We start from the raw sequence: 12,430 nt of genomic DNA, 5'->3' as shown, positions 1-12,430 counted from the left end.
ACGCAGCATGAACCATTTGGTTCCTAAAGAGCCACAACGCTCGCGGCGTGTCGTGTTGCTATTCGCCGGGGAGGCGCATCGTTGGCGCGGCGGTGGGGGGTGGTCGGTGGCCGACGGCCCACACTGCGAGGGTGGCTGCCTCGAGTGCGGCGATGGACGCGCCGGCGGCGACGCGTGCCCAGAGCTTGCCGCCGTCGCCGGACGGCCTGGTGCCGGCGACCTTCACGGCGTCGTCGAGGGCCGGGTGCTGGCGGAAGCGGATCGCGCGGGGCTTGAGTCCGTCGAGGATGTTGGCGACGCCGGCCGACACGTCGCGGGTGGTCAGGGACATGAGCTTGCGGCCGAGCGTGTCGAGGCCGTCGGCGAGAGACGACGATGGGCCGACTCGATCGACGGCGAGTTCGCCGTCTGATGTCCAGTCGTTGACGGCAGCTGCGGCGTTGAACGGGCGCAGGACGTCGAGGATTTCGACGACGACGAACTCGCCGAGGTCGGCAGCTGCGGCGATGACGACCTCGCTGCCGTCGGCTGCTCGAGCTGCGCCGTAGCCGACGGGCACGCCGGCGGGGATCGCGTCGCCGTGGCGCACGGACTCCCAGAGTCCCTTGCTGATCGAGCCGCCGATGATCTCGGTCCACCGGTTGCCGGCGGCTCGAGCGAACTCGGCGTCGTCGGGCAGCTTCGTCCGCAGCTTCTTGAGCGCGGCGACGGTGATGGTGTGGCCGACGGCCGGGTGGTGGCGGGCGATCTCGGCGTAGACATCGTCGGTCAGGTCGCCCTCGATGATCATGTCGTCGGGCACGCCGAACTCGAAGAACGCCATGCCCGGTTCGCCCGCTCGGCCTCGAGACACCAGGTCGGCCAGCCACGTCGACTCGGCGGTGCCGCCGGCCGACAGGATGAAGGTCTGCGCGTTGGGGCGGGTGAGCTCGGTCGGGCCGGAGCCTTGCAGCAGAATCTTGCCGCGCTCCTTGGAGAACGCCCAGCCCTCGTCGATCGTGTTGCGGTCGGACTGCTTGCCGTGCAGTCCCTCGTCGGTCGGCGCGTAGGGCCGGATGGTCGACTTGTTCGGGAAGATCATCATCTCGCGGCCCGACCCGCGCAGCGTCCGCACGACGGCATCGAGCGGGGTCTTGTCAACGACGTCGTCTTGGAACTTGAGGAACTGGTCGCGGGCGTCGCTGCCGGTCTGGGCGGTGTACCAGCTGCGATACCTCGAGTTGGTGAAGCACCGCTCGGCGTTCTGGGCCATGTCGAGGTGGCTCTTGCCAGCCTGGCGCTGGAGCGTGATGAGCACGAGCGCGTAGGCCGGCACGAGCAGCCCGCTTTCGGGGTCCTCGACCAGCTCGCCGGCGACGTCCGAGATAAGCTTCTGGTGCGGCATGAACGACTTGCCGAGCCACACCTGACTGAACCGGTCCTGCCTGCGGCCGAGCGAGAGCCGGCTGAGGTCGGGATCGGTCGCGAACTTCGGCGGTGGCATGAGCGAGGGCAGCTGCTCGTGCAGCTGCGCTCGGTACTCGAGGATCGGCAGGCTCACAGCTCGACCTGCTGCTCCCACTGCTCCATGGCCTTCTTGATGACGAGGTCGGCGCTGTCGTCGCGCTCGGGCACCAGGCGGTCGAGCAGGTCGATCATGGCTCGCATGTCGTTGCCGATCGTCGAGGCCTTGCCGGTGCTGTGCTTCATGCTGATGACCTGCGCGAGCTCGACCGCGGCGGCGGTGTGGGCCGCGTGCATCTCCTCGACGTAGCCGAGCTGCTGAAGACGCGCGATCGTGCGACGCACGGCCACCTCGAGCGCGGTGACCGGTCGCCCAGTCACGTCCTCCATCCCCGGCAGCGCCCAGCCGTCCTGCGCCGGCGTACTGCCCGGCTCCTGGCTCTCGTTCATGGCCGCTCGCTTTCGTCGTTTTTTTCTGGAGTCCCAGTAGATAAAAAGGAAGGGGTCGCGGGGCTTCCATGGCCCCCGGCTCTCAAAGAAGATGGGCGACGCGCCGCGAATCGGGGCGACAGGTTCGCTCGCGCCGCATGACGAGCGATCATCGCCTCACGCTTGGCACGCAGCTCGACGCGCAGCTCGGCCGTGATCGGTCGCTTGCCACGGCTCACGTTGCACGGCAGACGATGCGAGGGGAACAGGAACCTCAGGTCGTCAGGGTTGAGCACGCCTGCCTCGAGCAGCGTCGAGCGTGGTGGCTCGTGGTCTGCTGAGTCAGCACCGGGCAGCCCGCACAGGTGACACGTCCTGCCCTTGAGCGCGAGGCACGCGTCGACCAGCACGCGCACGCGTCGCCCGCTCCACCCCGGGCTACCCACGAGGATCAGCCCCACGACTCATGTAGTCCTGGCCGGCTGTGATTGCGAGAGCCTGGTGTGCGATGCGCTCGGCGTGTAGGTGGGCCTTGGTCTTGGTCATCGAGCTGAGGGACTGGAGGTAGGTCGAGGCCGCGGCGTAGACCAGGTCGTGCAGCTCGGGCTTGGTGAGCGTGGCGATGTCCACCTGCGGGTCGAGGCCGGGGATGGTCTGTGCCTGGCCCTCGACGGGTGGTGCTGGTGCAGCTGCGGCCAGACGTGCGAGGCGTGCCTCGAGCGGCTCCTCGTCCTGGCGTGCTGACCAGACCTTGAGTGACGTGGTGCGGTCCATCTCTCCTCCTCGGGTTATCTCATGGGGTGGGTACGTGGTCGGGGCCGGACAGGGAACCTGCGCTGGGCAGGGGGGATCCCCCCGGAGTCCCCCCGTGAGCCGTTCCAGGCCTTGCCGCGTGCACGACTGATAGCGCCGTGTCCTCTTGGACACGTCGCTGCACGCGCCACCGGCGTCTAGTGATCAGCTGTTGCGACGGTGTGTGCCGCACCTGTTTGCGGCTCGCATTTCCCTCGGGGGTCGAGTCTCCGAATCCAACTTCTCGCCATGGGTTCCCGGTTCAGGTCCGTGAGTTGTACGCCCCCTCGCGAGGGCTGCCGGTCACGCTTTCCTGCTACACCGGCACTGCTGGGTCAGGGTCAGGCGATCGCCGCCTCTGCTGCGTCCGTGGCAGCCCGATAGGCCCTCATGAGGTCGGGGTCGCCCAGGTCCTTGCGCCAGGCGCGCCATGTTGCGTAGACGCGCTGCTGTAGGTCTCTGGGGACGCGGGACCAGCATGATCGGCACATGTAGTGCCCGGCCTGGGCCTTCCGGCCGCAGCCCGTGGGGCAGTCGCGGCTCATGCGTCGGCCTCTTGCAGCTGGGCGAGGCGCTTGCGTTCCTTCTCGCTGAGGGCCACGGACGACATGCCGTAGTTCAGGTGCAGGTCGATCGCGTCGGGCTCGGGGATCGGCTCGCCGACCCACTCCTGCACGCCGCCCTTGCCCGTGCGCCAACTCATGAGAGATCGCCACCGCCCCTGACCAGCATGAGCCGGGCAGGGGCGGACGGGCTGCCGCCAGTGACAAGGACGGGCTCACCGAGTTCCCAGCACGTCGCGGCACCCTCAAGAAGGCGCGCGACGTGCTCGCGGTCGTAGTGATCCCACCCGTTGTCGCGGACGTCCTGCGCGAGTTCACGCAGATCGACGGCTGCGTCGCCGGAAGTCAGGGCGATCATGGTCAGCGGGCCTTCTTGAGCGTGTCGGCCGCGAAGTACGTGTTGATGTACGGCTTGGCGTCCTTCTCGGCCGACTCGCAGTGGACGGCCGAGCCGGGCGCGCCCTGGCTGATCACGACGAGCTGGTGCCCCTGGATCGAGCGGACCTTGTCGCCGGCCTTCCACTCGACAGGCTTCTCGACCTCGACGGTTTCGACGGGGCCGGGCTTGGCCCTGAGGCCGGCGGTCACGCCCTTGGCGATGCCCTCGGCGAGGCGGTCAACCTCGTCGGTCTCGGGGGTGGGGATGAGCGTGCCGTCCGGGTTGGTCGGCTGGGGCTCGGGTGCGGTCTCGGTCATGATGCGAGGTTCCTTTCGGCTGCGACGCGCGAGAGCTCGTCGCGGTGGAAGACCCGCGGGCCACGCGGCCCGGGGTGCTGGAAGTGCGTCTTGATGACGCCAGCGACCGCGAGGCGGTGCACCGATGGAACAGACAGCCCAAGGAACTCGGCCGCTTCCGCGGTCGTCAGCAGCTCGGGCACCCGGTCCATGGGATTCATCATGAGCCAAATGGTTCGTGAGTGACGTTTCTTACGCGGCGTGTCGAACCATTTACTTCATCACGAGCACATTTGGAGATACGTTTCTCGCATGACGATTCAGATAGACGCGGGCGCAGTCCTGTCGACGAAGCCGCTCCGGCTCGAGCTCGCGCGGCGCGGGGCCGGCTTCACCCAGGACGAGCTGGCAAAGGTCATCGAGGTCAGCCGCAGCACAGTGCGCCGAGCAGAGACCGGAGCAGCCGAGACGAAGCGCCCGCTGCTGGCGGCATGGGCCATGGCGACGGGCGTGTCAGCGAAGTGGCTGGAAACAGGAATCGCCCCCACCGATGACGGTGGAGGCGACTCATCTGCGCGCCCGAAGGGATTCGAACCCCTAACCTTCTGATCCGTAGTCAGATGCTCTATCCGTTGAGCTACGGGCGCACACCCCGAAGGGCCTCGCCAACCTTACCGCGCCCGGCGCGTGGGTCGAAATCGGGTGTCCCTACCCACCGGACAAACCTCTACTCATGTGACCTATTGCACCCGTCGCTCGGTATCCCCGCCGGCGAGATGACCCGTAAAGTCGCTGGAATCGTCATCGCCCGTCGGTGACGATTTTCGTCCCACATCAGCTACCCGAGGCACCGATCCCCCGGGAGTGCGAGTCAATGCGCTTGACCCGCGATGCGCGAGAAAGATATCTACATGTCCGCAGTCACCACCGTCCAGTCCAACTACCTTTCGACCTACGCCAAGCTCCAGAGCTGGGTCGGAGAAGTAGCCGCCCTCACCCGGCCGGCCGAGATCCACTGGTGCGAGGGAACCCCCGAAGAGTGGGTCCGCATCACCGACACGCTCGTCGAGAACGGCACCTTCACGCGTCTCAACGACGAGAAGAAGCCCAACTCCTTCTACTGCGCCTCCGACCCGACCGACGTCGCCCGCGTCGAGGACCGCACGTTCATCTGCTCGGTGGACGAGAAGGATGCCGGCCCCACCAACAACTGGATGGCACCCGACGACATGAAGGAGCTCATGCGTGGGCTCTACGACGGATGCATGCAGGGCCGCACGATGTACGTCATCCCGTTCGTGATGGGTCACCTCGAGTCCGACCACCCGATGTTCGGCGTCGAGATCACCGACTCGGCCTATGTCGTCGCCTCGATGACCGTCATGGCCCGCATCGGCAAGGACGTCCTCGACAAGATCGAGTCGACCGAGGCCGACTACGTCCCGGCACTCCACTCGTTCGGCGCGCCCCTGGCGGACGGCCAGGCCGACGTGCCGTGGCCGTGCAACGACACCAAGTACATCGTCCAGTTCCCCGAGGAGCGGACGATCTGGTCGTACGGGTCGAGCTACGGCGGCAACGCCCTGCTCGGCAAGAAGTGCTACGCGCTGCGCATCGCCTCGGTCATGGGCCGCGACGAGGGCTGGATGGCCGAGCACATGCTCATCCTCAAGCTCACCAACCCCGAGGGCGTCGTCAAGTACATCGCCGCGGGCTTCCCGAGCGCGTGCGGCAAGACCAACCTCGCGATGGTCGAGCCGACGATCCCCGGCTGGAAGGTCGAGACGATCGGCGACGACATCGCGTGGATCCGCGTCGGTGCCGACGGACGTCTGTACGCCGTCAACCCCGAGTTCGGCCTGTTCGGCGTCGCGCCCGGCACCGGCTGGGACACCAACTCCAACGCGATGCGCACGATCGCGCAGGGCAACTCGGTGTTCACCAACGTCGCCCTCACCGATGACGGCGACGTGTGGTGGGAGGGCATGACGGACGAGCCGCCGGCCCACCTGACCGACTGGAAGGGCAACGACTGGACGCCTGACAGCGACCAGCTGTCGAGCCACGCCAACAGTCGCTTCTGCACGCCGATCAAGCAGTGCCCTACGCTCGCGCCGGAGTACGACGACCCCAACGGCGTCCCGCTCGACGCCATCTTGTTCGGCGGCCGCCGCAAGACGACGATCCCCCTCGTGACCGAGGCCCGCGACTGGACCCACGGCACGTTCATGGGTGCGACGCTGTCGTCCGAGACCACCGCCGCTGCCACCGGAGCCGTCGGCGTCGTGCGCCGCGATCCCATGGCGATGCTGCCGTTCATCGGCTACGACGCGGGTGACTATTTCGGTCACTGGATCAACATGGCCAAGAACAACGACGAGTCGAAGTTCCCGAAGATCTTCTACGTCAACTGGTTCCGTCGCGACGAGGACGGCGGCTTCCTGTGGCCGGGCTTCGGCGAGAACAGCCGCATCCTGAAGTACGTCATCGACCGCGTCGAGGGCAAGGTCGAGGCGCACGAGACGCCGATCGGCCTCGTGCCGCCGACGTCGTCGATCGACACCGACGGGCTCGACGTCACCGACGAGCAGTTGGCCGAGGCCCTGCGCGTCGACGCCGACGAGTGGGCTGCCGAGCTGCCGCAGATCAACGAGTGGTTCGAGAAGTTCGGCGACACCCTGCCGGCGGTGCTCTGGACCGAGCTCGACGGCCTGAAGGCGCGCCTGGGCCTCTGAGCCGTCACGTCATCGACAGTGCCCCGGACCTCCTGGTCCGGGGCACTGTCGCGCTACACGCTGCCTGCCAGTCCACATCAGCCCGGACGGTGTCGTCCTCGACGAGCACGGCACGGAGACGTGGCCGCCTGGTCCTTCCCGCGGCGGTGTCGTCATGTGCCTCCTCGACAGACGCCCTGCACTTCGTCGACCGGCGGTCGACGCGGCTGCTGTCCCGGCCTGTGCAGATGTGGACGCTTGACCACGGCGATCTCCCCGACAGGGTCTTGGCCGAGCGGATCAGCGAGGTGCGCGACGGTGCAGGCTCTCGGCGATCGAGTCGAACAGCGCGACCATCTCGTCGGCCACGGGCTCCGTCGAGGTCGTGAAGGCCAGCGCCAGGATCTCGAGCGGCCCCGTGCCGACGAGGTACTCCACGGACGTCGTCCAGACCGGTTCGCTCCCCTCTACGACGGGTGCCAGCACGTGCCGGCGTCGGCGGACGGTCTCGCAACCGGCGAGCATGAAGCGGTCGACCTCGACGACCCCCTCGTCACCGGAGAACGCCTTCGCCACCGCCGCGAACAGGTCGTCGTCCGAGGCCAGCACCAGCTCGCTGACAACGAGGGCACCGGACACCGGCACTCCTCGGATGGGTTCCGTCAGTGCGTGGACGCGAAGGACGCCGTTCTGCGCTGCCTCGGCGAGCATCGCAAGGAGCTGCGACTCCACCTCGATCCGCAGGGTGATCAGCTCGTCGCGGTGCCGACCAGCCAGCATCCGGTCCATCGCGCGGGTCACGGCCGCCTTGCGACGCTCGGCGGCCGTCGGGAGGGTCGCCCAGCCCGGCGGGATCAGCAGCTGCCACTCGCCAGCGCCGAGCTGACGGATCTCGTCGTTCACAGCCCGGCGACTCCCGCGGCGAGCTCGCGCAGCGCCGGCCAGACAGGGGCAGCCTCGACCAGGTCGATGCTGCTGCACGCGAGCAGGAACGACATCGGCAGCTCGGCCTCGGGGCGCACCCACACGACGAGGGACGTCTCGCGAACCTCGCGATCGGCATCGTCCGGGTCGACGTAGCGGACCCGCGCGGCAAGGGCCGGGCCGGACGCCGTGTCGATCTCCATGCTCTCGCCGGTGCCGTACGGCTCGGTGCCGACGAGCAGCTCGTCGATGACCTGGCGCGCCGTGGTGTCCGGCGTGGCACGGATGGCACGCAGCGTCGCGGTGCCGGCCGGATCGAGCTGGAGTCCTGTCTCGAGGTAGGCCCACAGCCCGAGGACGAAGGCATCGTCCCCCGTCGGGTTGTCCTGCGCGGTGCGCTGCGCGATCGAGGCGAGCACCTCAGCGATCGCCTCGACGTTGCCGTTCGGGGTGCTCGCCTCGTACTCCGCCACGATGGCCGCGATCAGCTCGTCGGCATCCGCCTCGAGGTCGAGCGCCAGCCACCGCGCGTGCCCCTCCACGGTGATCTCGTCCATGTCACGACCTTCCGGCTCGAGGTTGCATCCTGCTCCACGCGAAGGCTGCCGACGCACTCAGCGCGAGACCGGCGATCAACATCACCGACACGACCGCTGCGATGAAGCTCGCTGCATCGCCCGCCTCGGCAATCCACTCTGTCAGACCACTTGCACCCGTGATGCCGGTGAAGATCAGCAGCACGGTGAAGCCAGGGAACACCGCACCCTGGTCGGCCGCCGAGATCCAAGGGCTGCCCGACGCCCACGCCAGATCGTCGGAGGCGTGCTGGGTGTCGAGAGGCACCGGTGTGGTCTCGACGCTGATCGCGTGACGACTGAGCGCCTGCTCGAGACCGGTGGTGCTGCCGTCCCCGTCCCGCCACCCTTGCGTCGTGAGCACGAGACGAATGACACCGTCCCCATCGAGCAGATGGATGGCCTCGTTGCCGACGACAGCGGAGCTGATGCCGCCGCGTCGAGGTCCGGCGACCCAGACCTCGCGGCCGCCCGAGCGAAACATCACGGCGTCGTCCCCCACCTGCAGCTCGGCCCGCCTCAGCGCCAGTGGAGCGGACGGACCGAACGAGGCGGCCACGACGGTGCGGCCCGACGGACGCGGCGACCTGGTCACGAGCCACAAAGACCGCAGGCGCAGCCAGAGCACCCAGGCGGCGACGGGTAGCACCAGGACGCCGACCGCCCGGGTGAGCACATCGATGTGGGCCACCAGATCGAGTTGCGGCAGCACGAAGAGGACGGCCAGGAAGGCGGCGATGACCGGCACGGTGAGGGCCAGTGTGCCCGGGCTCGACCACCGCCGGTCGAAGCGAACGATGGCTGACCGCGGCGTGGCGGCCGCCAGGGACTCGACCCGAGAAGAGGGCATCGGCTCGATCGGGATGCCGAGCTCGCGGGATACAGCGGTCAGTGTCGAGACGTCGCGCGACTCTCGGTGACTGTCAGCGAACCGGGGCGCGACGTCGAGGTAGGGCACCGCCAGACGGACCTGGTCACCGACGACGAACAGAACGTATGGGCTCTCCGACGGCACGCGCCAACGCTTCGGCAGCTGCTCGTGCTCCACGTGGAGGATCGACATGGTTTCGTCTGCTGTCGCCACCGTCCGTGGGGCTCGCCCCGGCTCGGTGCGCAGCACTGCGCCCTCGACGACCGCGATCTCGAACGATCGGGCACGAGGAACTGCGAGACCGCCCAGCGGCCCCGACTTCACGACCGCGGTCACGGGCCCGTGGTGCTGAGATGATGTCCGACCGAATGGCCACCTTTGACCACGAAGTCGATCGAGTTCTTGCCGACCTCCGCATTGCTGACTTGGTCGAGGTTGCTGACGTTGCCCATGGTGTTCGCTACGACAGCTCGGTGGATCTGGCTCTCGGCCCGGCGGAAGTTCTCAAGCGCGGCACCCTCAGGAGCCACCTTCCGCACCACGTCGAGCTGGGCCAAGGTGTCGGACAGCCCGTTGTTGAGGTGGAGCAGCCTGGTGGGCTTGTCCGCCGTGGCGCCACCGAGGCCTTTCAGGGCCTGGTCGCCCGGGCCGCGTGCCTCGTCGAGAAGACGGTTGGCCCACTTGTTGTAGCGCGCTCCCGGACGCAGCGAGGTGATGGCCTTCTTCGGGAGGGTCAGCTTGGCCGCCCTCGTCATCCGTGACAGCTGAGCTGCCTTGGCCATCTTGAGCGACTTCTGCGCACCCTTGAGCAGCGCGCCGCCGGCACCGAAGGTGGCGAGACCGACGATGTCCATCCCGATGTCGCCCCACGAGGCGTCCGACGTCTCACCCATCATCTGCGCCGAATGACCGGCCAGCAGCAGCGCCGACGAGGCGACCGCGGCGTAGCCGGCATAGGTCGCCACCGCACCGAAGATGACGGCCGCCGCACCACCCGTGGCGACGACGGCCACCACGACCAGCGCCACCACGACGATGACCGCGACGGCGATCGCGATCTTCTCCAGCACGTCGACGATCTTGTTGAGCAGGCCAGCGTGCTTGCGGATCTCACCCTTGAAGTTGTCGAGGTGACTGTCCTTGTACGACTTCGACGCCGAGTCGATCCGGCTCGCCGCCCGATTTGCGGCGGCGTCGAGATCGTCAAGGGCCCGACTCATCGCGGCACGGGCGGCGGCAAGGTCTCCGTCGGCGCGGTCGAGCCGACGTCTGCGATCGTCGTCGGCGTCCTTCTGCTCGTCGCTGAGATCGTCGACACCGGCCAGCGGGTTCTCGGCGTTGGTGGCTCGGCGGCGCTCCGCGTCCTCCGCGTCCGACACGGCCATCTCGGTGCGGGTGCGGGCGGTAGCCACGGCGTCGGCGTAGTCGCGCAGCGCAGAGGCGGCGCGCTCGTACTTGCGCTCGGCCTTGCCGACCTCCTCGAGGATGTCGTCGGCCTGGTCGGCGAACTTCACGGCCGCCTTGCCGGACCAGCCGTCCAGGTCGCTCAGCTTCGACAGCGCCGAGCGCGTCGTCTCCAGCGCCTGACCGCGCTTGCGGTAGGTCGACTCGACAGCGAGGACGTCCCGCTCGTCGCCGGGCACGGGATCGGACTCGAGGCCCACGAGCTCCCATCGACGGTCGCGGCGCGTCATGTCGTCTTCAGCTTCTCGAGCGCCTCATCGGCGAGCCTGCGGTCGACCTCCGAGAAGGTGTCGGCGGACTCCGCCGCCAGCCCACCGACAGAGTCGAGGTGCTTGGCCAACGAGTCGCGCTTGTCGTCCCAGTCGTCCCCGAAGTCGATCAGCGCCATGACGACGCGCGGGTGGGACAGGTGCGCGATGTCAACATGCGCGACATCGCCATCGTCACGGATGTCGTGAGCCAGGCGCTTCATGGAGCGTCCGAGCGAGGCCAGCGCGTCGACGGAGTAGGTCAGGTCTGCCACATCACACCCCCTGTGAAGTCGGCCGAAATCTATCAGTCGACGGGCGTCCGCGGAATTGCGCGCTCGGCGGACAGTAGCCTCGGCTCAGCAACCAACGTGGACAGGCCGATCCAGGGGAAGCGCGGGGACGATCCGACATGACACGAACTGCTCTGCACCCCGGCGTTCGTAGCGGCCTCCGGCACCTCGAGGCACGCCACTGGCGCATCAGCTCGCGCGGCGACGGAGCCGTCGTCGTGACCGGTGTCGACGGCACCGAGGACGTCGTGGCCCAGCCGGGTGAGGTGGCTCGCGCCGTGCTGGTCCCCGCGGCAGACGTCTCCCGACGAGCCGCCAATCGCTTCGCGCCTCGTCCTTTCAGCCGCACCAGCGACGTGATGGCTCTGCTGGGCGACGAGCGCGTGCTGGTCGCTGTGTTGGTGCACGCTGTCCACCAGGGGCGGCTGTTCGGAGGCGGCGCAGACTCCCGGCTCCATCGCGCCACGTCCGGCATCGCCGACTTCGCGCTGACCCTCGGGGTGACCCTCGAGCCGGCGACCGAGGCAGATGTGGCGCTCGTCAACGCGTCGCGCGGCGTGATCACCGAGGGCCCGCTCAGCGACCGCATCGTGCGGCAACGACGCCTGCACGCGCTGCTGACCGTGTGGGTCATCGTCGGTCTGACCGTGCTGGCGGCGAACGCTGAGGAGCATCGCGGCGATCCATTGTGGATGAGCGTCCTGACCCTCTTCGCCGCCGTTCCGGCCATCTGGCTCTCCGTGACGTCCTTCCTCGGCTCGCGCCGATTCGTCGCTCAACCGCGCGTGCCTCGCTCCTCGACCCGAACGGACGTGCCCAACGTGGCCGACGCCTCGTTGCCCACGTGGATCGTGGAGGCGCAGCTGCAGATCGGCGCTGACGACGTGGTGCTCAAGGAGTACGCGTTCGAGTTCTGGGTGCCCGGCCCGGCGCACGGCGGAGTGGTCACCTGCGTCATCGGCTGGGACGCCGTCCTGTTCCTCGATCGACACGGCGTGGAGCTCTTGGCCGTCCCGGCCGCGATGTGGGTCGGCACCGACGACACCGCCCTGCGACAGGCGTGCACCGAGGTCGGCATCAACGTCGAGCACCGCCCCGACGCCACCCTGCCCCCGTCGGTCGCCGCCGAGTACGACCCGGCCATCCACCGGTCGGGGCAGGCGATGCTCTACAGCCTGCCGCTCGGCGACTGGGGCTCCCCGATGCTCGTGACCGGCATCGTGACCGGCATCGTCGGTGCCGTCCTGATCTTCGCGGGACTCGGGCTCCCATTCCGCTACGGATTCGAGTCGACCGACGTCCTCACGACCGCGGTCGGCGTGGTCGTCCTCGTGCTGTCCTTGGCGACCACGATCGGCCTGCGCTGGTGGGAGCGTCGCTTGCGGGCGGTGGGCACACGATGACCGGCGGTGTCGTCACGTCGACGAGTGCATCCCGGC

Annotated in this window: 15 protein-coding genes and 1 tRNA gene; 3 read left to right on the top strand and 13 right to left on the bottom strand. The window is 68.3% G+C overall.

Features of this window, described 5'->3' with window-relative positions; genetic code table 11:
• Positions 1-58 precede the first annotated feature (58 nt).
• From JOF40_RS06160 to JOF40_RS06130, 7 genes are all read right to left on the bottom strand, one after another.
• Complete coding sequence (locus JOF40_RS06160; protein ID WP_129181056.1) at positions 59-1,540, bottom strand: hypothetical protein; 1,482 nt, start codon at positions 1,538-1,540, stop codon at positions 59-61.
• A complete protein-coding gene (locus JOF40_RS06155; RefSeq protein WP_129181054.1) occupies positions 1,537-1,893 on the bottom strand; it encodes a hypothetical protein in 357 nt (118 codons plus the stop codon). Before JOF40_RS06155 ends, JOF40_RS06160 begins: the two co-directional genes overlap by 4 nt.
• Positions 1,894-2,310: 417 nt before the next feature.
• Positions 2,311-2,646, bottom strand: coding sequence for a hypothetical protein (locus JOF40_RS06150; RefSeq protein WP_129181050.1), 336 nt, complete (start codon positions 2,644-2,646; stop codon positions 2,311-2,313).
• A gap of 559 nt (positions 2,647-3,205) precedes the next feature.
• Positions 3,206-3,367, bottom strand: coding sequence for a hypothetical protein (locus tag JOF40_RS06145; protein ID WP_188111701.1), 162 nt, complete (start codon positions 3,365-3,367; stop codon positions 3,206-3,208).
• Positions 3,364-3,585: a hypothetical protein gene (locus JOF40_RS06140; RefSeq protein WP_129181047.1), complete on the bottom strand. Its 222-nt coding sequence runs from the start codon at positions 3,583-3,585 to the stop codon at positions 3,364-3,366. The genes JOF40_RS06145 and JOF40_RS06140 overlap by 4 nt, the downstream gene beginning before the upstream one ends.
• Positions 3,586-3,587: 2 nt before the next feature.
• Positions 3,588-3,923, bottom strand: a complete 336-nt coding sequence (locus JOF40_RS06135; RefSeq protein ID WP_129181045.1) for a hypothetical protein — start codon at positions 3,921-3,923, stop codon at positions 3,588-3,590.
• Positions 3,920-4,126, bottom strand: a complete 207-nt coding sequence (locus JOF40_RS06130) for a helix-turn-helix domain-containing protein (protein WP_129181043.1) — start codon at positions 4,124-4,126, stop codon at positions 3,920-3,922. Before JOF40_RS06130 ends, JOF40_RS06135 begins: the two co-directional genes overlap by 4 nt.
• An 88-nt stretch (positions 4,127-4,214) precedes the next feature.
• Between JOF40_RS06130 and JOF40_RS06125 the strand changes: the two genes are divergently transcribed.
• Complete coding sequence (locus JOF40_RS06125) at positions 4,215-4,511, top strand: helix-turn-helix transcriptional regulator (RefSeq protein WP_209674411.1); 297 nt, start codon at positions 4,215-4,217, stop codon at positions 4,509-4,511.
• On the opposite strand, the gene JOF40_RS06120 is transcribed toward JOF40_RS06125, so the two are convergent.
• A tRNA-Arg gene (locus tag JOF40_RS06120) sits at positions 4,477-4,549 on the bottom strand. The two genes, JOF40_RS06125 and JOF40_RS06120, sit on opposite strands and share 35 nt — an antisense overlap.
• Before the next feature lie 264 nt (positions 4,550-4,813).
• Between JOF40_RS06120 and JOF40_RS06115 the strand changes: the two genes are divergently transcribed.
• Positions 4,814-6,637 (top strand): phosphoenolpyruvate carboxykinase (GTP), encoded by a 1,824-nt coding sequence (locus JOF40_RS06115; RefSeq protein ID WP_129181041.1) that lies wholly within the window; start codon positions 4,814-4,816, stop codon positions 6,635-6,637.
• Between the two features lie 279 nt (positions 6,638-6,916).
• Here JOF40_RS06115 and JOF40_RS06110 read toward each other — a convergent pair whose 3' ends face one another.
• The 5 genes from JOF40_RS06110 to JOF40_RS06090 all read right to left on the bottom strand — a co-directional run bounded on the left by JOF40_RS06110 (position 6,917) and on the right by JOF40_RS06090 (position 10,973).
• Positions 6,917-7,519: a hypothetical protein gene (locus JOF40_RS06110; RefSeq protein WP_129181039.1), complete on the bottom strand. Its 603-nt coding sequence runs from the start codon at positions 7,517-7,519 to the stop codon at positions 6,917-6,919.
• Entirely contained in the window at positions 7,516-8,097 is a 582-nt protein-coding gene (locus JOF40_RS06105; protein WP_129181037.1) for a hypothetical protein, read from the bottom strand. Before JOF40_RS06105 ends, JOF40_RS06110 begins: the two co-directional genes overlap by 4 nt.
• Before the next feature lies 1 nt (position 8,098).
• Positions 8,099-9,178 (bottom strand): hypothetical protein, encoded by a 1,080-nt coding sequence (locus JOF40_RS06100; protein WP_129181035.1) that lies wholly within the window; start codon positions 9,176-9,178, stop codon positions 8,099-8,101.
• Between the two features lie 140 nt (positions 9,179-9,318).
• Complete coding sequence (locus JOF40_RS06095; protein WP_129181033.1) at positions 9,319-10,680, bottom strand: putative T7SS-secreted protein; 1,362 nt, start codon at positions 10,678-10,680, stop codon at positions 9,319-9,321.
• Complete coding sequence (locus JOF40_RS06090) at positions 10,677-10,973, bottom strand: hypothetical protein (protein ID WP_129181031.1); 297 nt, start codon at positions 10,971-10,973, stop codon at positions 10,677-10,679. The genes JOF40_RS06095 and JOF40_RS06090 overlap by 4 nt, the downstream gene beginning before the upstream one ends.
• A gap of 137 nt (positions 10,974-11,110) precedes the next feature.
• Between JOF40_RS06090 and JOF40_RS06085 the strand changes: the two genes are divergently transcribed.
• The gene (locus JOF40_RS06085) at positions 11,111-12,394 is read left to right on the top strand and encodes a hypothetical protein (RefSeq protein WP_129181029.1); all 1,284 of its coding nucleotides are present in this window, start codon (positions 11,111-11,113) and stop codon (positions 12,392-12,394) included.
• Positions 12,395-12,430 lie beyond the last annotated feature (36 nt).

Origin of the sequence: Aeromicrobium fastidiosum, from assembly GCF_017876595.1 — a bacterium.
Lineage (GTDB): Bacteria > Actinomycetota > Actinomycetes > Propionibacteriales > Nocardioidaceae > Aeromicrobium > Aeromicrobium fastidiosum.
The sequence above is the reverse complement of the archived record's forward strand: the minus strand, read 5'-3'. Positions and strand labels throughout refer to the sequence as shown.